This window comes from Lacipirellula sp., from assembly GCF_965279485.1.
In the GTDB taxonomy this organism is placed as follows: domain Bacteria; phylum Planctomycetota; class Planctomycetia; order Pirellulales; family Lacipirellulaceae; genus Lacipirellula.
In genome coordinates this window covers 738,883-759,625 of the sequence record NZ_CBDIIC010000001.1, presented here as the reverse complement: position 1 = coordinate 759,625, position 20,743 = coordinate 738,883, and the positions used below count along the sequence as shown (strand labels likewise).

Annotated in this window: 18 protein-coding genes; 7 read left to right on the top strand and 11 right to left on the bottom strand. The window is 62.5% G+C overall.

What is annotated here, in order from left to right; genetic code table 11:
* Positions 1-96 precede the first annotated feature (96 nt).
* Positions 97-489 carry a peptide-methionine (R)-S-oxide reductase MsrB gene (msrB, locus tag ACQY7R_RS03250; RefSeq protein ID WP_428304165.1) on the top strand — a complete coding sequence of 131 codons (393 nt, stop codon included), beginning with the start codon at positions 97-99 and terminating at the stop codon, positions 487-489.
* 130 nt (positions 490-619) lie between these two features.
* Here the strand turns inward: msrB and ACQY7R_RS03245 are convergent, their stop codons facing one another.
* Positions 620-2,962, bottom strand: a complete 2,343-nt coding sequence (locus ACQY7R_RS03245) for an ATP-dependent helicase (RefSeq protein WP_428304164.1) — start codon at positions 2,960-2,962, stop codon at positions 620-622.
* A gap of 586 nt (positions 2,963-3,548) precedes the next feature.
* Here ACQY7R_RS03245 and ACQY7R_RS03240 point away from each other — a divergent pair.
* A complete protein-coding gene (locus tag ACQY7R_RS03240; protein WP_152098897.1) occupies positions 3,549-3,818 on the top strand; it encodes a DNA-directed RNA polymerase subunit alpha C-terminal domain-containing protein in 270 nt (89 codons plus the stop codon).
* Between the two features lie 833 nt (positions 3,819-4,651).
* The gene (locus ACQY7R_RS03235; RefSeq protein ID WP_428304163.1) at positions 4,652-5,806 is read left to right on the top strand and encodes a hypothetical protein; all 1,155 of its coding nucleotides are present in this window, start codon (positions 4,652-4,654) and stop codon (positions 5,804-5,806) included.
* Positions 5,807-6,227: 421 nt separating this feature from the next.
* On the opposite strand, the gene ACQY7R_RS03230 is transcribed toward ACQY7R_RS03235, so the two are convergent.
* Positions 6,228-6,551, bottom strand: a complete 324-nt coding sequence (locus tag ACQY7R_RS03230; RefSeq protein WP_428304162.1) for a hypothetical protein — start codon at positions 6,549-6,551, stop codon at positions 6,228-6,230.
* Positions 6,552-6,725: 174 nt separating this feature from the next.
* Between ACQY7R_RS03230 and polX the strand changes: the two genes are divergently transcribed.
* Entirely contained in the window at positions 6,726-8,459 is a 1,734-nt protein-coding gene (gene polX / locus ACQY7R_RS03225) for a DNA polymerase/3'-5' exonuclease PolX (RefSeq protein ID WP_428304161.1), read from the top strand.
* Here polX and ACQY7R_RS03220 read toward each other — a convergent pair.
* Genes ACQY7R_RS03220 through ACQY7R_RS03210 form a run of 3 tightly spaced genes read right to left on the bottom strand, consistent with a single transcriptional unit; the run spans position 8,456 to position 11,371 of the window.
* Complete coding sequence (locus tag ACQY7R_RS03220) at positions 8,456-8,764, bottom strand: DUF167 domain-containing protein (RefSeq protein ID WP_428304160.1); 309 nt, start codon at positions 8,762-8,764, stop codon at positions 8,456-8,458. The two genes, polX and ACQY7R_RS03220, sit on opposite strands and share 4 nt — an antisense overlap.
* A gap of 3 nt (positions 8,765-8,767) precedes the next feature.
* A complete protein-coding gene (locus ACQY7R_RS03215; RefSeq protein ID WP_428304159.1) occupies positions 8,768-9,472 on the bottom strand; it encodes a YggS family pyridoxal phosphate-dependent enzyme in 705 nt (234 codons plus the stop codon).
* A 15-nt stretch (positions 9,473-9,487) separates the two neighbouring features.
* Positions 9,488-11,371 (bottom strand): hypothetical protein, encoded by a 1,884-nt coding sequence (locus tag ACQY7R_RS03210; protein WP_428304158.1) that lies wholly within the window; start codon positions 11,369-11,371, stop codon positions 9,488-9,490.
* Between the two features lie 282 nt (positions 11,372-11,653).
* Between ACQY7R_RS03210 and ACQY7R_RS03205 the strand changes: the two genes are divergently transcribed.
* On the top strand, positions 11,654-12,421 hold the full coding sequence (locus ACQY7R_RS03205; RefSeq protein ID WP_428304157.1) for a YdjY domain-containing protein: 768 nt from the start codon (positions 11,654-11,656) through the stop codon (positions 12,419-12,421).
* A 205-nt stretch (positions 12,422-12,626) separates the two neighbouring features.
* Here the strand turns inward: ACQY7R_RS03205 and ACQY7R_RS03200 are convergent, their stop codons facing one another.
* Positions 12,627-13,916 carry a PQQ-binding-like beta-propeller repeat protein gene (locus tag ACQY7R_RS03200; RefSeq protein WP_428304156.1) on the bottom strand — a complete coding sequence of 430 codons (1,290 nt, stop codon included), beginning with the start codon at positions 13,914-13,916 and terminating at the stop codon, positions 12,627-12,629.
* A gap of 255 nt (positions 13,917-14,171) precedes the next feature.
* Here ACQY7R_RS03200 and ACQY7R_RS03195 point away from each other — a divergent pair, with 255 nt between their 5' ends.
* Positions 14,172-14,459, top strand: a complete 288-nt coding sequence (locus ACQY7R_RS03195; RefSeq protein ID WP_428304155.1) for a DUF5076 domain-containing protein — start codon at positions 14,172-14,174, stop codon at positions 14,457-14,459.
* 149 nt (positions 14,460-14,608) lie between these two features.
* Here ACQY7R_RS03195 and ACQY7R_RS03190 read toward each other — a convergent pair whose 3' ends face one another.
* The 5 genes from ACQY7R_RS03190 to ACQY7R_RS03170 all read right to left on the bottom strand — a co-directional run bounded on the left by ACQY7R_RS03190 (position 14,609) and on the right by ACQY7R_RS03170 (position 20,352).
* Positions 14,609-15,340, bottom strand: a complete 732-nt coding sequence (locus tag ACQY7R_RS03190; protein ID WP_428304154.1) for a Bax inhibitor-1/YccA family protein — start codon at positions 15,338-15,340, stop codon at positions 14,609-14,611.
* A gap of 190 nt (positions 15,341-15,530) precedes the next feature.
* Positions 15,531-16,457 (bottom strand): DUF1338 domain-containing protein, encoded by a 927-nt coding sequence (locus tag ACQY7R_RS03185; protein ID WP_428304153.1) that lies wholly within the window; start codon positions 16,455-16,457, stop codon positions 15,531-15,533.
* A 298-nt stretch (positions 16,458-16,755) separates the two neighbouring features.
* On the bottom strand, positions 16,756-18,234 hold the full coding sequence (locus tag ACQY7R_RS03180; protein WP_428304152.1) for a matrixin family metalloprotease: 1,479 nt from the start codon (positions 18,232-18,234) through the stop codon (positions 16,756-16,758).
* 195 nt (positions 18,235-18,429) lie between these two features.
* Positions 18,430-19,224: a hypothetical protein gene (locus ACQY7R_RS03175; RefSeq protein ID WP_428304151.1), complete on the bottom strand. Its 795-nt coding sequence runs from the start codon at positions 19,222-19,224 to the stop codon at positions 18,430-18,432.
* Between the two features lie 192 nt (positions 19,225-19,416).
* Entirely contained in the window at positions 19,417-20,352 is a 936-nt protein-coding gene (locus ACQY7R_RS03170; RefSeq protein ID WP_428304150.1) for a hypothetical protein, read from the bottom strand.
* A 27-nt stretch (positions 20,353-20,379) separates the two neighbouring features.
* Between ACQY7R_RS03170 and ACQY7R_RS03165 the strand changes: the two genes are divergently transcribed.
* Complete coding sequence (locus tag ACQY7R_RS03165) at positions 20,380-20,652, top strand: hypothetical protein (RefSeq protein ID WP_428304149.1); 273 nt, start codon at positions 20,380-20,382, stop codon at positions 20,650-20,652.
* Positions 20,653-20,743 lie beyond the last annotated feature (91 nt).

The window sequence follows — 20,743 nt, the reverse complement described above, 5'->3', positions numbered from 1 at the left end:
CGGGCGTGCTGGGTGTCTCCCAGCAACGTTGGATTTGGGGTAACCTCACATTGTAGCAGACGGTTGCCAGGCAGATAGTTACGGAGGTTTTGAGGCATGAGCGAGCAAACGAAGCCAAACGACGCCGAATTGCGGGCCCGGCTGACTCCCGAGCAGTACCACGTGACGCAGGAAAAAGGGACCGAGCGGGCCTTCACCGGGAAGTACTGGAACCACAAGGAAGATGGCAAATACCACTGCATCGTTTGCGGCGAGTTGCTGTTCGACTCGTCGACGAAGTTCGACTCAGGCTGCGGGTGGCCGAGCTTCAACCAGCAAGTGACGCCAGAGGCGATCGACGTCCATGCGGACCATAGCCACGGGATGGTGCGGGAGGAGATTGTGTGCCACAAGTGCGGGGCGCATTTGGGGCATGTGTTTCCTGACGGGCCGAAGCCGACGGGACTGCGGTACTGCGTGAACTCGGCTTCGATTCAGTTTTCGAAGTAGGGAATGCTTCACCACGAAGACGCGAAGGGACTAAGGGGGCACGAAGAGAGGAAAATTCTGTCACCGCTGACGGACGCTGCGGTGCTCTTCGTGCTTTCTTATGTGTCTTAGAGCCTTCGTGGTTAATCTCTCACCGCCCCGCCGGTCGCAGGGGGCTGTGGGCGAGGACGAAGCGGCGTTCGCCGGCGGTGGCGAATTTCACCGTCGCGCGGCGGTTGGCCCCGCTGCCGCTCAGGGCGACGATCTTGCCCGGGCCATGTTCAGGGTGCATCACCGTCATCCCTTGGGCGAACGCATCGGGCGAGATGCCTGAAGCCGCAAGTGGCTTCGCGCCGGCGAGTCGCGCGGCCGTCGTGACTTGCGACGCGGGGATCGACTTGGCCGGAGCGGGCGCGGCGTTGGCGCCGAATGCGAACGAGTCGTCGTCTTCCGTTTGCGCCTCTGCTTCGACGCCGTGGTCGTCGACGGCCGGATCGATCTCGAAGTGATGCGAGTCGTCGTGCAGGTCGTGAACGTCTTCCCATTCCGTGGGCACATCCCAGCCGCCGGGGGCGCCGATTGAGACGAGTTCCATTTCTTCGCGCGGCATTTCGAGCAGGAAGGGGCTCGGCACCGTGCGGCGGCGTTGGCCGCGGAAGTCGCGGTGGACGGCATAGCTGAGTTGCAACTGCTCTTTCGCGCGAGTGATGCCGACGAACGCTAGCCGGCGTTCTTCTTCCATTTGCTCGTCGTCGTTGAGGCTCCGCTCGTGCGGCAGCAACCCTTGCTCGAACGCGACGACGAACACGACCGGAAACTCCAGCCCCTTCGCGGCGTGAAGCGTCATCATCGTCACCTTATCGCTCTCGGTCTCCCAGCTATCTGTCTCATTGACGAGCCAGGCGTTTTCTAGATACTCCTCCAAGTGTCCGCCGCCGGGGTGCGCTTCGTCGAACTGCCGCGCATCGGTGAGGAGTTCTTCGATATTGGCGAGGCGGTTGAGATCGTCTTCCGATTCGCTGTCTTGCAGGCCTTCGCGGTACTTTGTTTCGGTGAGGATGGTGCCGAGGATTTCTTCGAGCGCGGCGCCGGCGAGGAGGCTGAGGCGGTCGATAAGAGCGGCGTACTGCATGACCGACTTGATCGCGCGGGCGTTGAGTCCTTCGACTTGCCCCGCTTCGCGGCAGGCGTCGAGGAGCGAGATGCCGTGCTGGTACGCGAACTCGCTGAGGCGGTCGATTGTCTTGCGGCCGATGCCGCGGACCGGCGTGTTGATCGTGCGAAGGGTCGCCTGATCGTCGCGCGGGTTGTTAATTAGTTGGCAGTAGGCCAGCACGTCCTTAATTTCTTTACGCTGGTAGAACTCCTGGCCGCGGATCATCTGGTAGGGGATGCCGTGCTCGCGGAGTCCGCGCTCCAGCACGCGCGACAACGCATTCACGCGGTAGAAGATGGCAAAGTCGCGTGGGCGACGGCCGGCGGCAATTCCCGCGGCAATCTGATCGGCGATGCCGCGGGCTTCGTCGTCCTGCGTTGAGTACTGGACGAGCTTCACCGGATCGCCTTCGGCGTTGTCGGTGAAGAGCGACTTCGCCTTGCGGCGCATGTTCGAGCGAATGAGCTGATCGGCGACGCGGAGCACCGCCTTCGTGCTGCGGTAGTTCTGCTCGAGCCGCACGACGCGGACCTGCGGGAAGTCGGTTTCAAACTGCAGGATGTTTTTGATGTCGGCGCCGCGCCAGCCGTAAATCGATTGGTCGGGGTCGCCCGTGGCGGCGAGGTTCGGGTAGTCGACCGACATCGCGCGAACCATCACGTATTGCGCGCGGTTCGTGTCTTGGTATTCATCGACGAGGATAAAGCGGTAGCGTTCGTCGAGTTCCGCACGGACGTCGTTGTTGACATAGAGCATGTTCGCGACGTGCAGGAGCAGGTCATCGAAGTCGACTGCCGACGAGGCGAGCAGGCGCGCCTGGTAGGCGGGGTAGACCTCGGCGACGATCTGGCTGAGCGGGCTGCCGATGCGCGGTTCGTAGCGATCGGCAGTGACGAGTTGGTTCTTCGCGGCGCTGATCGCGGCGGCGATGCGGTCGGGCGAATAGTGGGCGGTGCGGATCTTGCCCGCTTCGATGACGCGCTTGAGCGTTTGGCGTGAGTCGTCGGTGTCGTAGATCGTGAAGTTGGGCGTCAGGCCGACGAAGCCGGCGTACTCGCGCAGCAGCCGGGCGCCGAAGCGGTGGAAGGTGCTCACCCAGACACGCGAGCCGGGCGACATCGTCTCGACGCGTAGCTTCATCTCCTCGGAAGCTTTGTTCGTGAAGGTGAGGGCGAGAATCTCGCGCGGGCGGACCCCTTCGCGCAGCAAGTGAGCGATGCGATGGGTGACGACGCGGGTCTTGCCGCTGCCGGGGCCGGCGAGGACGAGCATCGGCCCTTCAACGTGGCGGACGGCTTCGCACTGGGCGGGGTTGAGATTGGCGAACAGCGGGTCCACGGGCGATCCTTCGAGGCGGCGGCGTTCAATGGCGATAGCTAGCAATAGGTATGGTACGCCTGTCCAGTTCGATGCGCCAATGCGGTGAGGCTGGCGTGGGCGATGATGCGGGGAGTTTTGGCCACGAAACACACGAAGTAACACGAAAGTGAACTGGGGAGTGCGATGCGAGCGGTGCAACGAATGGGACGCGGATTCACGTAGATGGGCGCGGAATTTCGCGGATCATTCAGAGCGAGCGTTCTGATGATCTACGGTTGCGAGTTCAGGCGGCTGCGTTCGCGTCGACGGTCTTCCGTCATTTCTTGTTTCGTGTTGCTTCGTGTGTTTCGTGGTTAGTTTCTCCGCACCTTCACACGAGTTGCCTTGCTAGCACCGCCGCGGCGCCGGTGAGGCAAGTTTGAAAAAATGATGCGGTTTGGGAGAGATTTACGCGCGCAAGGCGAGAGTCGTTTGATATATTGCCACGCAAGTTAGGGCTGTCGCATGGGAGGCGACTTCGCGATCCCGGTGCAGGATGACGGCCGCCGCTATCGTGCCGGCGCATGGGGCACTGGGTTTCTTAAGTTAGGGGAGGGATTCCCGCATGTCGCGCATACCGCTCAATCAAGTCGAACTAGCCAACCAAGGTCTTAAGGATCGGTTGGAGATGAGCACGGCCGAAATCGGCCTCGCAGTTCGCACCACCAATTGCCTCGAAGAGCGAGGCATCTTCACGGTGAACGATTTGCTGCATTGCACCCGCGATGACTTGCTCAGCATTTCGAACTTCGGCGAGAAGACCTTGGAAGAGGTTTACAAGTCGCTGGAGAAGATCGGCTTCTGCCGTCCGGTTCGCCCGGGCCGGCCTCGCTGATCGCGGACTGCTGATTGCAGGCCGCTAAGCAGGTTCTCTGAATGCGGGGAGGTTGGCCACGAAACACACGAAAGCGCACGAAAAAGAATTGATGAATTGCGAAGCACGATAGCTTCTCATTCTAGTCTGTTTTCTTTCGCGTCATTTCGTGTGTTTCGTGGTTAAAAATCTCCCCGCATTTTTTATTGGACCAAAGGCAACCGCCAAGGACGCCAAGAGCGCCAAGGGAATGCGGGAACAGTCGCGCCAGCACGATCACGAGCAGCACTCTGAGCGATCGAGCATCCTGAATTCATTGGCGTTTGTCTGCGTTCATCCGCGGTTCCTTTTTCTTTTCACGATTCGGTTCCGAGAGAACGAACACGCCAGGCGTGCGGTTCGTACGGTGCGGTGTGCGCGGGCGGCTGATTTGAGTGCTGTCTGAAGGCAACGCGCCCAGGGGGGCCGCGTTGCGTTTTGGCAACATCGCCGCCAATTGGGTCCCTTTTCGGGCCTCTTCTCGCCAGGATGGCGTCGCGGTGCGGCAGGGCAAGCTACGCTTTCACCAATGAGCGGCCGATCGGCTGCCGGCATGCGGGTTGCTCCGTTTGCGGGGGCGTTCACGAAAATTCAACGAATTCGCGATGGCGCCGCTGGCAGATGGAGATGAATTTCGCAGTTGGCGACGAGCGCCGTGCAAGCTTTTCCTAGAGCGCAGATTCTCCCCAGAATGTATTGGCGACCAAATGGCGCGGCGGGAACGAATAATCGTTGCCAACGGGCCGGTCGGCAGAGTAAAGATGAAGGTTGGGGGATCAACTCTCCTCGTACACTTTTGCGAGAAGGCAGAAATCATGACTCGTTTGTCTTTAGCCATGTGGAGCCTCGCCGCGACGCTTGTCGTCGGGACGGCCGCCGTGGAACCAGTGCGGGCTCAGTGCTCAACGTGCGGAACGCAAACCGTGTTCTCGCCCGTGATCGCGCAGCCGCAGCAGGTGATGGCGTTCTCTCCCGTAGTTTCGACGCCTGTGATGTCGACGCCGGTTGTTGTCGCTCAGCCGGCGCGGACCGGATGGTACCCAGGGCGGGCGCTCGACAACATGCGGATGAACCACTGGGCGCGGCACTCTGGCTGGGGAACCACGGCCATTCCGGTTGGAGTTCCGACGGTGCAGACTGTTAACTTCGCGCCGACGCCTGTCGTCCAAACCGTGGGCTTCGCTCCAACGGCAACCGTGCAGACGGTAAACTTCGCCCCAGCGCAACAATTTGTCACGCCGTTCGCGCCGATGCAGCGGACGGTCGTCGGTTTCGCCCCGATGGCGACCACCGTGTTTAGCCCTGCGGTAATCGAACCGGTGATGACCGCGAGCCCTTGCTCGTCGTGCGCTGCCGCGGCGCCTTGTTCGGCTTGTGCCGGCGGGACAACGGTAGTTGAGCAGGCATCGTACGCATCGCCAGTGACGACGGTTATTCCCGAGAGCGGCTGCTCGTCGTGTGCGGCTGCGACGACTAGTGTTCCTGCGGTCCAATATGTGACGCCGGGTTCCGTGCCGACGCCTGCTGGTCCGCCGCCGTCGGCGATCAGCGCTGGTCCGGAGACGCCGCAGCCGTCGTTGGCTCCGAACGAGGGGGCTCCGGCTCCCGGATCGCAAAACTACGGCGCTCAGTATCCCGGCACGAAGGTAGACGGAACCACCAACGGCACGCCCGCTGCGACGCCGGATGCGACGAAGACCGAAGCCGAGAAGACGATCCTGCAGCCGCAACCGCTGGACGACGCTGACCCGGCCGGCGATAAGGCGTCGTTCCAGGCGCCGCAACTGCTGAATCCGCAAAACAACCCAACCGCCAATCGGCCGACCGTCGACATCCACGACGCGGTTTATCGCCAACCTGCTCGTAAGGCGAACGTCAACACGACGACCGTCGCCAAGCCGGCGACCCCCGTGAGCACCGGCTCGGCTCCGCAAACGGACGCCTACGGTTGGTACCCGGTGGCTGAGTAATCGATGGTGAGAACCGTCACTTGATCGACCCGGACGCCCCCCTGGCAATTGCTAGGGGGGCGTTTTTATGCGCCGCAATGATGGGAACCGGCGGCGAACGGTTCGTATCAGGTGTCGCTTGCTAGCTCGGCGTCGGTTACGATACGACGATGCGCATCCACGGCGGGCGTCATCCGTCGACAACTCATTAAATTTGGAAAGGACCTTCCGATGGCAAACAAAGACCAGTCGAACAAGAAGGCGAAGACCAATCAGCCGAAGCTGACGACCAAGCAAAAGAAGGAAAAGAAGGCGGCGAAGGCTGCCAAGGGCGATCGCAGCTAACGACGCTCCGAGCCTGCTTGGTCTGGAGAATACTCAAGGGCCGTCGCACATGCGACGGCCCTTGGCGTTGGTGCGATGCTTGCTCTTTTCGACTGCGCTAGGTCGCTATGCCGGCGTTGTTGCTTGCCGCCGGCGGTTCGAAAACTTCGCCGCGAGCAGTCGCGGCAGCGGCCTTCATCACCTGCAGGGCTTCGCATTCGCCGATTTGGCGGGAGACCATCGAGGCGACTTCATCGAGTTCGCGAGCGACTTCTTCGCCTACCCGTTCGCCCTGAGCCACCGAATCGGCGATCAGTACGCCATTCGCAATGTAGCGGGCGTCCTGTTCCTTGCGGCATGTATGCCACTGGTCGCCGCTTAGTAAGACTTGCCACCCGACGGTGGCGACGTTGCGAATCGTGACGGCAGGTTCACTCGGCATGAAAACTCCGGAGGGGCAGCTCAACAGGTAGCCTCATCGTGACGTTGTCACGCGGGAATAGCAAGCGCGGCTGGTTCGCCGCTCGGTCTTGCTCTGCGCGAATCAGCGTGCTGATACAGGCAGGCTGGCAAGCGCCTCTGGCCCCGGGCTGCCGACCTCTTCTAAACTAGCGGCATGACGAACCAAGAAATCGCCGCCGTGTTTGAGCAGATCGCCGATTTGCTGGAGTACCAAAGCGCCAACCCGTTTCGGGTGCGGGCCTATCGCAACGGAGCGAAGAAGATTAGCGAATTGGCGGAGCCGCTGGCCGCGATCGTGGCAGATTCTGGGCGGTCGCTGACCGATCTCGACGGCATCGGCAAAGACTTGGCCGAGAAGATCGAGACGCTGCTCGCGACCGGCACGCTGCCGCTGCTGGAGGAACTGCAGGAAGCCATTCCAGCCGGCGTGCTGACGCTGGCTCGCATCCCCGGCGTGGGACCGAAGAAGGCAGCGGCGCTGCACAAAGAGCTGGGGATCAGCTCCCTGCAGGAACTGCGACTTGCGTGCGAACAGCAGCGCATTCGCGGGCTGAAGGGGTTTGGCGCTAAGACCGAGGAGACAATCCTAAAAGGGCTGTCGATCGCTGAAGAGGCGGCGGTGCGCGTGCGGTGGGCCGACGCCGAGCAGATCGTCGACGAGTTGCTCGACCACATGCGGAGCGAGCCGGCGATCAAGCAGATGGAAATCGCCGGTAGCTATCGCCGCGGACGCGACACGATCGGCGATCTCGATTTGCTCGTCGACGCCACCGACGTGCCGGCGGTGATGGATCGCTTCGGCGCGTTCGCTCAGGTGAGCGAGACGATCGCTCGCGGCGAGACGAAGATGGCCGTGCGGCTCAAGTCGGGGCTGCAGGTCGATCTGCGGGTGGTGCCGGCCGAGTCATTTGGCGCGGCGCTGCAATATTTCACCGGTTCGAAGGACCACAATGTCGTTATGCGCGGTCGCGCGAAGCAGCAGGGGCTGAAGGTAAGCGACTGGGGCGTTTTCCGCGTCGGCGACGACGGTAGTGAAACTTATATTGCCGGGAGGAATGAAGAAGAGGTCTACGCGGCGATCGGGTTGCCGTGGTTTCCGCCGGAGATGCGCGAGGCCCGCGAAGAATACAACTGGGCGGCGGCGGGCGAGTTGCCGACGCTGGTCACGCTCGAAGATATCCGCGGCGATCTCCACATGCACACGACCGCGAGCGACGGTCACGACTCGATTGAGGAGATGGTTGCGGCGGCGCTGGCGCGGGGCTTGAGCTACATTGCGATCACCGATCACTCGAAGCGGGTGTCGATGGCCCACGGCCTCGATGGCGAGCGGCTCCGCCGGCAGTGGCTGGAAGTCGACCAAGTGAATCGGCAGACCGAAGGAATTGAAGTCCTCAAGGGGATCGAGTGCGACATCCTCGAAAAGGGGGGCATGGATCTGCCCGACGACGTGTTGGCCGAGGCCGATTGGGTGATCGCGAGCGTTCACTACGGGCAGAACCAATCGCGGCAGCAAATTACCGAGCGGATTTTGGAAGCGCTCGAGAACCCGCACGTCGATATGCTGGCCCACCCGACGGGGCGGCTGATCAATCGCCGCGATCCGTACGAGGTTGATCTCGATCAAGTGATGGCGGCGGCGGTGAAGCACCGCAAGCTGCTAGAGCTCAACGCGAATCCGGCGCGGCTCGATTTGAACGATATCTACTGCGCGGCAGCGAAGCGGCTAGGGATTCCGATCGTCATCAACACTGACGCCCACACGACAGATGGGATGGAGGTGATGCGGTACGGGATCTTGCAGGGACGCCGTGGCGGGCTGACGGCGGCCGATGTGGCGAACACGCGGCCGTGGGCGGAGTTCAAGAAGCTGATCGGCGGGCGTTAGGACGATTGCTCAATCAGTGCGGCGAGGCATTGCTCGGCAGCGGCCATCGTTAGCCCGGCGAGCAAGAACCGCTTCTGCGCATTGGCGGGGCTGCTGATGAGCTCGATCTGCGACTTCGCGACGTGGAACGCTTCGGCCAGCAGCGCGATGATCACTTCGTTGGCTTTGCCTTTCTCTGGCGCGGCAGTGACGTCGATCCGCAGGGCGTCGGCGTGGATGCCGGCGAAGCCGTTGCGGCGGGCGCCGGGCCGTGCCTTCACGCGGATGACGACGCCCGACGGATGGGGTTCAAGCGGCGGGGCCATACGCTACAGTACGCCGTCGAAGAGTGACGAGCCGATGCGAACGATCGTGGCGCCCTCGGCGATCGCGGCGGGGAAATCGCCGCTCATGCCCATCGAGAGCTCGGTGAGCGTAACGTTTGGCGGGGCGTTTGGGGCGAGTTCATCGCGCAGCTGTCGCAGCGATGCGAAGTTCGCTTGCGCGGTCGCTTCGTCGCCGTCGAGTGCGGCCATCGTCATCATTCCGGCGATCGAGAGGCGGCTGTAGTTCGCGAGCGTTGGCAATAGCCGGCGGACTTCTTCGGGCGCGAAGCCCTGTTTCGCCGTGTCGCCGGAACAGTTCACTTCGAGCAGCAATTGCGGCGTGAGATTGGCGGCGGCCGCTTCTTCGTCGAGCGCGGCGAGGAGCCGTTTGCTGTCGACGCTGTGAATAAGCGAAACAAGCGGCAGCGTGCGGCGGATCTTGTTGCGCTGCAGTCGGCCAATGAGATGCCATTCGACGCCTGCCAGGCTGGAGGCTTCGGCCTTCTCCCACAACTGCTGGGGGCGGGCTTCGCCTAGCGAGCGGCAGCCGGCCTGCACCAGTAGCGCGGCGGTATCGGCGTCGACGTATTTCGAGACGGCGACGAGTTTGATCTCGCCTGGATCGCGACCAGCCGCGCGGGCCGCCGCACCGATTTCATCCCGCACGCGAGCGACGTTGTCGGCGATCAACTGTTGAGCGGTGGGCATGATTTCGCGGAGCGACTAGCCTTCGATCTCCATCAATTCCTCGACCTCGCCGTTAGGAGCGGCGAAGCGGGCGATGTAGCATTCCGACGAAGTGTTCTGCCCCATGAAGGTGCGATTCCCGCGCTGGCCTTGCGAGCGATAGAACACCCACTGATCGGGGCCCGACTGGACGCGGTAGCTGACGGCGACGTCGGTCGTTTGGATCGCGAGCGCCTGGGCGACCGTCAGTTGCCGCCAAGTCGAGGCTTCGGTCGAGCGCTTTGAGCGGAGGTCGATGAAGAGCGGGCAAGCGACGCTGCGGCCGACGACCTTCTGGGTGAGCCGCAACGAGTTCCCTTCGGCCGTAAGTTCGCCGATGCGCGGGTCGATCCGCCACTCGGGCAAGGCGAGCGGCATCACGCGGGCGAGCGGCTTGCCGTCGACCAGCAGCGCGTCGCGGGTTTCGCCTTCGCCGCAGAACAGAACGGCGTTGCCGAGCGGCAGCTGCCAGGTGTGCTCAAGCGTCGCCTCGCTGCCGCCGTAGAAGTTGTCGCAAAGATAGAGAAAACCATCCTGCCGGGCGAGCAGGATTTGGCGGTCGATGCGGGCGCCATCGGCGAGGAACCGCGTGAGCTCCATGTAATCGACGTCGACGTCGTTGAACCAGCACGTTTCTTCCCAGTCTCCGTCGGCGGCCACGGGGACGCCGTCGATCAGCGACTCAGTGGTCCAATCGCCGCCGAGGAGCCGACGGCCTTCGGCCCAAGCCTCCAGGCGAACATTGTCGCCCGAGTAATCGACGCCGACGACCTCGTTCTCCGACGACCAACCGGTACGCAGCAGCGCGAGGCGAGCCCAATCGCACTGGTAGGGCGCTTCGGGCGTCTTGCCAGACTCATCGAGATCCTTCGCGACAAACTTCTTGCCGAGCAACTCGCGAGCGGCGGCGACGTCCTTCTTCTTGCCAGTGAGTTGCAGCGCGGCGTGGAGGAAATCGGGCTGCCAGGCGTCGCTGGTCGGGCGGAGGATCTCGGCGCCGGTCGGCGCGGTCCAGCGGAGGGCGTTCCGCACGAGGTGGCGATACTGGCGCGTTCCTTCGGCAGTGAAGGGGCGCTGCTTGTCCGCGGCGGCGATCGTTGCGCATCGCGTCCAAGAGGCGAGCAGTGGCCGCAGCAGGCCGAGACGCTGGCCATGCAGCAGGCCTTCGCCATTGTGGAGTTCGACCAAACCTTCGCTCAACCGTTCGCGGGCCGCAGCGCGCAGAGCGTGGAGCGGCTTCATTTCGTCGAGGATGTACGACAGCGTCAGCGGCAACTCGCCGGCGAGCAGTTGTTGAGCCAGAACTTGCGCGTCGGCGGCCTCGGGATTCCAGGCTTGGGCGTGGCGAGCGAGGTCGGTCAGGAAGTCGACGAGCTTCCAGCCGAGTTCGGCCGGCAACGCTCCGCCTACGGCGCCGAGCAAGTGAGCGGCGGCCAGGGCGCCGAGCGCAAGTTGCGGATCGGCGGCGGCCCGCTTCGATTCCGCCAACCAGTCGCTGAGCGCGGCTTGGAGTTCTTTGTTCTTCTTGTTCTTCGCGAACTTGGCAGCGTCGGCCGGGGCGGTAGCGGCGGCGAGCAGGTCGAGCAGCCGTTGCGTCGTGCCGCTGGGGCTCGCGACGATGGGCGCCCACTGCAGTGGCTTGGCATCGCTGCTGAGCTTCGCGCCAAACGTCGAGCGGGCGGCGCGTTCGGCCCAATAGAGCTGCCACGCTTCGTGGACGGGGTGCTTGCTCTTCTTCAGGACGGCGGGCGCCGAGCTGCGCCAAAAGCCGCTGCGCGTGGCGGCTTGCGAAGGGGGCGTGTCGAGCTTGCCGTTGCTGCGAGCGGAGGCGTCGGGGTGGCGGAGACCGGCTTCGGCGGTGGGGTCGAACGTGGTGGACATACGGCGAGAGCGCTCCGCGACGGGGCTGGGTGTGCTTCCTGGCTCGAACGGCAGACTGGCCGGCATTGTACGGGGTTTAGGGAAGAGAATCACGGGGCGCCGGCGGGGAATTTCCGCAGGCGGCTTAGCGGGGTTCAACGGGATGATTGTGAAGGCGATGCGTGGCGAGATGCCGCTTGCCGCGGTCGCTAAGTTGGGCAGCGACTTCTAGAATGAGCGATGCTAATCGCCCGCGCTGCTGGCGAAGGAATTCAGCCCGCCAAACGTAGGAAACGACGGATCATGCGAACTGCTTGGAATCGAGTCGACTGCTCGCTGTGGTGCGTCGCGCTGGCGGCCTGTGTGTTGCTGGCGGCGCCGGCACGCGGGCAGTTTCCGGGTGGCGCGGGCCCGCAGGGGGCACCTGGCGAAGGGGCCAAGAAGGCCGATTTGCCGAAGCTGCCGGAGCCCGAGGGGGCGAAGCGGCTCACAAAGACCGACGAAGTCTGGGTCGACACAAAAAAGCATGAAGTGATCGTCGACGGATATATCGCCCTGCGGGAGGGGTACCTCGAAATGCTTTCATGCCTCACCGGGACGAAGGAGCATGAGGCGATCATCGGAGCGCAGACGAAGGCCCAAACGGTTCATGCCGCGCTGCTTGCCGTGGGGGCCAAGTCGGGGCATCCGGTGAAGTTCCGGCCGAAGTTCGAGCCGCCGACCGGCACGGAGATTGAGATCGAAGTCCGCTGGCTCGACGACAAAGGCGAGTGGCAGTCGGCCAAGGCGCAGGATTGGATCCGCGACTCGAAAACGAAGAAAGTGATGACGCAGCCGTGGGTCTTCGCCGGCAGTGGATTTTGGAAGGACGAAAAGGGGAAAGACTTTTACATGGCGGAGTCGGGCGACTTTATTTGCGTGTCGAACTTCACGACCGCGATGCTCGACATTCCGATCGAGAGCAGCCAATCAAACGAGGGGTTGCTGTTCGAGGCAAACACCGAGAAGATCCCAGCGCTCGCGACGCCGGTGCGAATGGTGCTGCGGCCGAAGCTGGAGGAGAACAAGTAGTCGCTAACGCCCCGTCGGAACAATTGACTTCCGTCGTCATTCAGTCGTCCCTACAGGACTTTCTGATATGCCGAATTCTTTTACCCAGCAATAAATTGCTGGGCTATTGTCCGTCGTCCCGCTGGGACGAGGCAGTCGCGTGTCGTAGTCGCGGAATCTAGATTGGTGCTGTTGTAGGCGCCACTCTTCAATTGCCGCCGCCGCTTCACTTCTCGCTGATGTCGTAGCAGTAGATGAGATTCTGGTCGCGGAGGTAGAGCTTGCCGTTGTTGATGACGGGGTGCGTCCAAATCTTGCCCGCTTCCTTGCGTTGATCCGTCTGGGGATCGAGCTTAAACCGCCCATGCTCCTTCCAGTCCTCAGGCGAAGCCTCGATGAGGACGACTTCGCCCTCGTCTTCGCTGATGCAGTAGAACCGACCGTCGGCGTAGGCGATGGCGCCTTTGCCGAGTTTGGAACGTTCCCGCCAAACTTCCTCGCCGGTTTTCAGATCCTGGCAGGCCCAGCCGCCCGGATCGGTGTGTCCGTAGACGTGGTCGCCGATAAGGATCACCCCGCCGTGGTGATTCTTCATCACCTTGTTGTCGTAGAGCTCGGTGACTTTGTCGTCCGCCCCGATTTCGATCGCTTTGCAGCCGACGCCGTAGCCGGAGGTGACGTAGACGTACTGATCCTTCACGATGGGGGTCGGAATTACCGCCACCTTACCGGGCCAAGGGCTTGACCAGAGGACTTTGCCGGTCTTTGGTTCGAGGCCGACGATTTGGTCGGGGAGCAATTGGACGAGTTCAGGGCCGCTGTTGCCGGGACGAACGACGAACGACGAATAGTGGGCGCCAGTGGTAATGTCGGACGTTTGCCAAATCACTTCGCCGGTGTTTTTGTCGAGCGCGGCAATCGCGCCTTTTTCACCACCCGGGGTGCAGAGGACCATGTTTTCGTAGATGAGCGGCGACTCGGTGAAGCCCCACGTGGGAACTGTGCCGCCGAGCTCGATCATCGACTGCCGCCATTTTTCTTTGCCGGTGGCGGCGTCGACGCAAATAAGATTTCCCTGGGCGCCGAGGGCGTAGATGATTCCATCTTCGACGGTGGGGGTGCCGCGCGGGCCGTCGCCCCAGTTGTTTTCGAGCACATCGCCGATCTCAATGGCGGCGAGTTCTTCGCCGGTATTGGCGTCGAGCGTGAGGAGGAGTTCCGCCTTACGCGGAGGGGCGTCCGGAGCCGCCGATGGATCCTTAACTTCGCGGGCGCCCATCGTGTAGAGCTTGTCGCCGACAATCGCGGGGCCGGAGTAGCCGACGCCGGCGTTCTCGAACATCCAGACTCGCTTCGGGCCTCCCTCGGGCCACTCCTGCAGAAGGTTTTCTTCCTTAGAAATGTCGTCGCGGTTGGCGCCGCGCCATTGCGGCCAATCGGCGTGGGAGGGAACGGCCGCTAGTAACATTGCGGCGACCGAAAGTAGCAGAACCACCGGAAACAGGCTGCGACGCATCGCGATTGCGCTCCATCGTGGCGGGCGGGGAGGGGACACGCCGAGCCCGCAAGCTAGAGGTTTAGGGCAGGGCGTTTTCCCCAGTAGTTGAGGCGCATGCTACCAGATTCGACGATTCGGAAGCAACCAGCGGGGAGTCTGGGGCGGGGGCATGCCGCAGGGCCGCAAAACTGTCGTTGCCGCAACTTGGCAACTCAGTACCATGGCGGTCCTTCGACATGCGTCTGATAGCTAATTGCCCGAGAAAGGATTCCCATGGCCAACGAAAATGCGCTCAAGGTTCCCGGTCCCGCGATGCGCGACCCGAAGTCGTTCGAAGTCGTGCGGGCGTGGATTGCCGAGAGCAGCCTGCAAGTGAGCCTCCGTACCGGCGTCTGGGACAACCCGGCCGACTACGGCGTGCTGCTGTTCGACATCATGCAGCAAGTCGGCATCGCCTACGAAGAAAACGAAGGCTACAACCAGTGGGAAATCCTGGAAAAGATCAAGGCGGGGCTCGATGAAGAGTTTGCCGCGGCGTTCAAGAAGCGTAAGAGCGCCTAACGCTGCTAGGTCGCAGCTAAACGTGCTCTGTTTCGGCACTGGCTAGCGCTCACTTGCTCGACAGGTTTGCATAAAAAACGAGGCCCGCGTTTTCACGCGGGCCTCGTTTCGTTTAGTAGAACTGCTTCTCGGCGAAGAACTAGTCTTCGTTAGCGCCGATTGAGCGACATCAGCAGCTGCAGCACGTACCAGAACATCAGCGCGACCGACGCGAACAGGGCGAGGGCGGCGGCGACGTGTTGGTTGACTTGGTAGTGATGCAACACGTTGCTCGTGTCGTACAGAATGTAGCCGGCGCAGAGTAGCAACATCGCGGCAATAAAGATGATGCCGAGATTGAAGCCGAACAGGGCGCTGCAAACGATGACGCCCATCGCCGCGAAGCCGCCGACGATTAGCGCAGAACGCATGAACGAGAAATCAGCGCCCGAGACGAACACCGCGCCGGTCAGGGCGATGAAAATGAAACCGGTCAGTAGGGCGGCGTTCATGATCACGCCGGGACCCTGTGTGGCCAGCGCCAGGTAAATGAGCGGCAGCATGATCACCGCTTGGGCGATCACGTACAGGCTCAGGCCAGCGTATTGCTTGCCGAGGCTCGTGGACGACATGGCCCACGAGTTCGCTAGCCAGCTGACGCCCATAAAGGCGCCCAGGATGATCAGCCAGCCGAAGCGGCCGTTGCCGGTCATGAACTGGAACATCAGGTCGGCGAGACCGGTCTGCATCAGCACCGCTTCGATCGCGCAGAAGGCGACGACGGCGCCGAGCAGGTGGAGGTAGGTCTTGCGAATAAAGCTCGCGCGCGACGTCGCGTCGGCTTGCGCGGCGCTGAGGCCCCAATTTTGGTACGGATTGTTGTTGTCGTCCGCGTAGTTCATCGCATTCTCTCCTGAATGGCTGGAATCGAATCTTGGCTGGCAGGGAAGGGGCGCGGCGTGCGCACCCTCTCCGCAGTTTCGTCCCGGAATTCTACCTCATTCTAGGGATGCGGGTCATGCCAGTCGCGCCGATTGGGGATAATTCCCAGGCTCGGACGCTGGATTGCGACGAATTGGCGCTCCGAATCGGCTATCGCCGACCGGTTTGGTCGCGGAAGGTGCTCTCGAAGATCTTATCCGCATTGGCGGTTTCGAAACCGTCGCGGCGATGTTCCCGGCGGATTTCGGCCGCCGGCAGCGTCGCGAACTGCGGCAGAACGCGGCGTTCCGCAAATTCGACGTACGAGCCGGCGATTTGCTGGGTCGTTTCGCCCCCCGCGGCGAGCGGGAACGTGGCGTCGACCATCTCGGCGACGGTCGAACTTTGCAGCAGCAGTTGGTCACCGCTGACTTTCACTTCGCCGCCGGCGTTGTTCAAGTGAATGCCGTGCGACTTCAGGAACTCGTTGAACTTGGCCACCGTGTCGTACTGCGCCGGCAGGTTGTGAACGCTGACGGTGAAGTGGTTGAGGTAGTAGCGGTTGTAGATCACCCACGAGGCGTATTCGCTCTCCTCGGCGAGGACCTGGTAGTCTTCCCACGTTGGCGTCCGCCAGAGGGGACTGTGCAGAAATTCGTCGACCGCAGCACCGTTGTCGAGATCGAGCGAGTCGGCCGGATCGCTCGTCACTTCGTCGGTGTACGAATGGATGATGCGCTGGACGTTGTCCGACAGCTCGTCGACGCACAATTCGCTGATAAAGATCCGCGGATACTTCGCCACCGGCGGGGCGTACCAGTAGGCGTCGAGCTTCTTGCCGTCGAAGCGGAGGAAGTCGCGCTTCTCGTAGCCGTAATGGAGGAAGATCTTCTCGAACGAGGCGATGCCAAGGTTCGGGACGCCCATCGTGCGAAACGCGATGTGATCGTTCTCGATGCCGCCGACCGAATCGACGAGGCCCGCTTTGACCATCGCTTTGACGACGCAGTCGACGTCGGGGACGCGTTCGCGGTAACGACGCATCAGGCCATCAAGCACGAAATCGAGGGGAGCAGCGGTGGAGGCGGTGTGGATCATCGGCGGGAGCCCTGGGGCGGGTGGGAAAACGCGATCGGCCACGCGACGCGCGGCTGGCGAACGCCCCGCAGCGGGGCGACTGGCTAGCGAGCCCAGCGGCGGATGGCGTTTCGTATCGCCGGGGGGCTTTGCGCGTTCGAGAGAACAATTCTCACTATAACTATTATTGCCGAAGAACGTGAGCCGGCGAGTGGGGATTTAAGCAACTTCCCCGAAGAGTTCCGCGAGGGCCGATTTCCCCGGGGTTTGCCGACGACTTTGAGTGCTGGCGACGTCGAGCGGCGCCGGGCCAGTTGATCTATTCGCGCACTAGCCGCTTCGCTTTGCGCGGAACGAACATGGTCGCGGCGAAGAACAGCAGCGTCGCAGCGGCAGGCTCGGGGACGGCCGCGGTCAACGCGATGACATTGCCGAGCGACTCGCCGAAGTGCTGCTTGAAAATGGCTAAGTCGAGGGCGTCGACTTGCCCGTCGTTGTTGCCGTCGGCGGCGAGTCCCGTCCCGCTAGTGCCGAAGGCGCGTTGCCAGACCAGAAAGTCGTCACCGTCAACGACGCCGTCGCCGTCGAAGTCGCCCGGCTGCGTAGCAATGGCGCTCGCGACGGAAAGCTGAAGCTGATAGAGCTGAACGTTCGCGGTCGAACCGGCGACGCGGACGTAATATTGGCCTGCGGCGGGGAGGCTGATGCTGGCGAGCGATTCGGCGAAACCGGCAGCCGTGTTGTTCGCCGTGCCAAGCAGCGTCGTGCCGTTCGTGCCGTAGATTGCCAGCGAGAGGTCGTTACGCGCGTTTGCGTCGAACGTCGATTGCGCACCTCCTTCGGCCCCTTGCGTGAAGACGCCGCCGAGCGGCGTCAGCGTCGCGGTAAGCAGCGACGCTGAGTTGACCGTGAAGCTGAAGAAATCAAAGTCGTTCGAGTTCGCGATGCTGACGAAGTCGGTCTCGTCGGGGCCAACCGCCTGGCCCGTGGCGGCCGCTGTACCGATCGACTTCGACCCGCCGGCGGCAATGGCCCCGAGGCTGGTAGCGAGGCTGTACGAATCGTTGCCGGCGCCGTTGTTGGTTTTCTCGAAGGCGTCGCCGTAAAGGCCATGCAGTCCCCGAATGTCGTCAAGTTGCGGGCCATCGAACGAGGTGTCGATGTAGGGCTCCATCAGCAGGTGGTCGCTGGACGACTCGATGTGGAGCAGGCCGAACGCATGGCCCAACTCGTGTGTGATCGTGTTGCGAAGCTGCAGATAGTTGTTCGCTGAATTGTTGTAGAAGTTGGTTTCGCCCGTATCGACGACCATGTCGCCGTTGTTCGGCAAATAGGTGTAGGCGAGCGTGCCGTTGGCGCCGTCGATGTTCGCTCCACCGATGCGAATGTCGCCGCGCACGCCCAACACGCCCGCCGTGTTGCCCCCCATCTGCACGCCATTATCATTTGGCTCGTAGACAAACTTGATGCCGCCGAGTTCGGTCCAACGATCAAACGAGTCCTGAAAGAGGCTAAACCAAGGGCGCGTCGTCAGATTGCTCCCGCCTGACGAGCCGAAGAGACCGTCCATGTAGGAGATCAGATTGCTGGGCCCTTCGCTGACGATGGACGTGCCGTCGGCGACCAGGCTCCAGGTGATCGTGGCAATGTCGCCGTTCGTCCCCGTCGAGCCGGAAGCGGTGGTGCTCCAGCGGTCGTCGGGGATGTAAGCGGAAGCGACGTTGGTGCAAACGAATATTCCCAACATTGCCGTGATGGCGGCGCTAGGCAGCGAATGGTGGCTTCGATGGTGAGGCATAGATTAATTCATTAATTGTAGCAGAGCCATGCTGAGTTCAGCGGCTGCTGGGAGCTTAGCGAGTCCGTCGGACGTATGCGGTTCTCTTACGGAATGCTCAGAAACGTAACGGCGAGCGGCGGGGCCTGCTCGGAAGGGCTGAGACGCTATCGGAATACGTCTGTGGGAACAGAACCCGCCGCCCGCGATGGAACGTTAGCCTTGGTTGTGCGGCCGTCGCATGGCCCGCCATCCTCCTAAAGTCAGCAAAATGGCAGTCAACGCTGCGGCCGAGGGTTCCGGGACCGCCGTCGCGACTGGCGTGACAGGCATTGGCGCTGCGCAGCCGTCTCCTGCGGTAGCGGCAAGCCTCAGCATCAGGGCGCTTCCTCCCTCTGATTCGTTACCAGTCGTCACGGAACCGCCTCCGGCCGTGACGATCTCGTCGAGGTAACTCGTCAGGCCAGACTGGAAGGTCGTGTACGTTGCAAGATTCTCTTCCAGCGTCGTTTGCTTGTAAGTAAGCGTGGCGATTTGCAGGGAGATCATGTCTTGCGCGGTCGTAATCCAGTCGACGATTCGCGCGAGCCGCGTTTCCGACAGGTCGTCACGAGCTTCGTAGTCGGCCAACAAATCGTCGTAGAAGGCGAGATCGTCGTTGGCGCTGGCGAGGTAGTCGTCGATGTGGCCGATAGTCCGCTCAACGCCTGCAACGAACCAGTCGTAGCGGTCGACGAGCCATTCGGTTTCGCCGACGAGATCAGCGTAGGCATCGGTGCTGTAGTAGTCTTCGCTGTCAGCGACTCCGTCGTCGTATGCCGACGTAATGTCGGCGAACTGATCTTCGAAATCGCTCTGGATCGCGTCGATGCTCGGCGCGCCGGGGCCTCGGCCGCCGTGGCGATGTCCGCCGCCCATGCCGTTGCCGGCGAAGCTCATCGTGCCGGCAAGCGCCGGGCCCGCGGCAGCGATGAAAGCGGTGGCGGCGGCATAGAGAGTGAAACGATTCATGATGCTGTTCCTCCGCGATAGCGGTGTTGAAAGACCCGAAGGGAGGGCGAGATTCTGCCTCGGGGCGAGGTGAGCTCGTGGGGGTTTCTAACGTCCGGGCTCCGCCGGGCGGTGACATGGCGTCGTCGCTGGAACATTCACTGAGACTGCGACCGCGACTGTGGCTTCAGCCGCCCAGGCAGAGGTCCTGAACTACCTCCGGAACCCGCGGAAGAAAAAGCCCATCGCGCGCCCGTCGACGCCGAAGACCCCGAAGCCGCCGCCGCCCTGTCCACACCCGCCGAGCAGGTCGGTCTGATCGCCGAGGCCGAGGTTCGTGGCGCCGCCGACTAAGGCTGTCTCTGCCACCGTCACGGAATCGTCTTCGTTGGCGCTGACGACATTCAGATCGCCGTCGATCTGGCCGTTATGTGTCAGCGAGTTGTTTCCGTCGCCGAGTCGGGCGAAAACGCTGTCGGCAATGACCGCCGTTTCCGCGATCGTCACGACGTCGTCGCCGTCGCGGCCGTCGTAAAGCACCGAGCCGTCGATCGTGCCCGCGACGGTCACCGTGTTGTCGCCGTCGCCGAGCGTGAGCTTGAGGTTGCGCTCAATTTCTGCGGCCGCGTCGATCGTCACTTGGTCGTCGCCATCGCCCCCTCTGATGGTGAGCCGACCAATGGCGCCGGTGATCTCGACGACGTTATCGCCGTCGCCTAGTTGCAGCGACGCCGAGCCGTCGATGGTGGCATTGAGCGTGACTTGGTCGTTGCCCTCGCCGCCGCGGTAGTTGACGTCGTCGATCGACGTGCCGATGACCTCGAATGTGTTGTCACCGTCGCCTAGGCGAGCGTAGACGGTGTCGACGACGTTGCTACCGAGATTGACCGTTACCGAATTATCGACGCCGGCGGTCTTATCGATGTTGATGCGAATGTCGTCGGTGACGCCCGTGAGCACGTCGGCGTCGGCGATGACGACGCCGTTGTCGATGACGCGGTAGGCGCCCTCGCTGACGGCGACGATCTCAACGGCCCCGTCGGCGTCCCCCGAGACAATCAGATCGCCCCCGGCCGAAACGGCGGCGGTGACGGCGAGAGCTCGCCGGTTTTCAAGGCTTTCGAAGGCGTTCAGTCGTCGGTAACTCATTGCCGTAGCCCCCATTGTTGGCGTGTATTGCACCCGTCGATTCCGGTGCGGCGGGTGAAGAAGGGGACGAAGCCGACGTACGACTTTGCTCGCCTGCAAGTCGGTGGTTGGCTGCTGCCAGCGCCCACGAGTCGCTCAAGCCTTCCTGGTCGACTTCGTCCCTGGGGGGAACTGACCGGTTATGCCGGCGCAGCGCAACGGGCTACCATTCGCCCAAAGCAGAAGCTCCGCGAAATTGCCGAAAAGTTCCCCGCTGCGGGGGGCCGCAATGACGCGACTTCGCCGCGGCCGTGGGGTTGAAAGTGCTAGGAACCAACGAAGAATTCCTGGCGACATCGGCAGTGCCGCCCAGAACGGCGAAAAATCGCGGAAAGAAGCACGAATTGTGGCT

Bases quoted from the DNA above. Each gene is read 5' to 3' on its own strand.
- msrB (WP_428304165.1), top strand. From the start codon at position 97: ATGAGCGAGCAAACGAAGCCAAACGACGCCGAATTGCGGGCCCGGCTG.
- ACQY7R_RS03240 (WP_152098897.1), top strand. From the start codon at position 3,549: ATGTCGCGCATACCGCTCAATCAAGTCGAACTAGCCAACCAAGGTCTT.
- ACQY7R_RS03235 (WP_428304163.1), top strand. From the start codon at position 4,652: ATGACTCGTTTGTCTTTAGCCATGTGGAGCCTCGCCGCGACGCTTGTC.
- ACQY7R_RS03230 (WP_428304162.1), bottom strand. From the start codon at position 6,551: ATGCCGAGTGAACCTGCCGTCACGATTCGCAACGTCGCCACCGTCGGG.
- polX (WP_428304161.1), top strand. From the start codon at position 6,726: ATGACGAACCAAGAAATCGCCGCCGTGTTTGAGCAGATCGCCGATTTG.
- ACQY7R_RS03220 (WP_428304160.1), bottom strand. From the start codon at position 8,764: ATGGCCCCGCCGCTTGAACCCCATCCGTCGGGCGTCGTCATCCGCGTG.
- ACQY7R_RS03215 (WP_428304159.1), bottom strand. From the start codon at position 9,472: ATGCCCACCGCTCAACAGTTGATCGCCGACAACGTCGCTCGCGTGCGG.
- ACQY7R_RS03210 (WP_428304158.1), bottom strand. From the start codon at position 11,371: ATGTCCACCACGTTCGACCCCACCGCCGAAGCCGGTCTCCGCCACCCC.
- ACQY7R_RS03205 (WP_428304157.1), top strand. From the start codon at position 11,654: ATGCGAACTGCTTGGAATCGAGTCGACTGCTCGCTGTGGTGCGTCGCG.
- ACQY7R_RS03200 (WP_428304156.1), bottom strand. From the start codon at position 13,916: ATGCGTCGCAGCCTGTTTCCGGTGGTTCTGCTACTTTCGGTCGCCGCA.
- ACQY7R_RS03195 (WP_428304155.1), top strand. From the start codon at position 14,172: ATGGCCAACGAAAATGCGCTCAAGGTTCCCGGTCCCGCGATGCGCGAC.
- ACQY7R_RS03190 (WP_428304154.1), bottom strand. From the start codon at position 15,340: ATGAACTACGCGGACGACAACAACAATCCGTACCAAAATTGGGGCCTC.
- ACQY7R_RS03185 (WP_428304153.1), bottom strand. From the start codon at position 16,457: ATGATCCACACCGCCTCCACCGCTGCTCCCCTCGATTTCGTGCTTGAT.
- ACQY7R_RS03180 (WP_428304152.1), bottom strand. From the start codon at position 18,234: ATGCCTCACCATCGAAGCCACCATTCGCTGCCTAGCGCCGCCATCACG.
- ACQY7R_RS03175 (WP_428304151.1), bottom strand. From the start codon at position 19,224: ATGAATCGTTTCACTCTCTATGCCGCCGCCACCGCTTTCATCGCTGCC.
- ACQY7R_RS03170 (WP_428304150.1), bottom strand. From the start codon at position 20,352: ATGAGTTACCGACGACTGAACGCCTTCGAAAGCCTTGAAAACCGGCGA.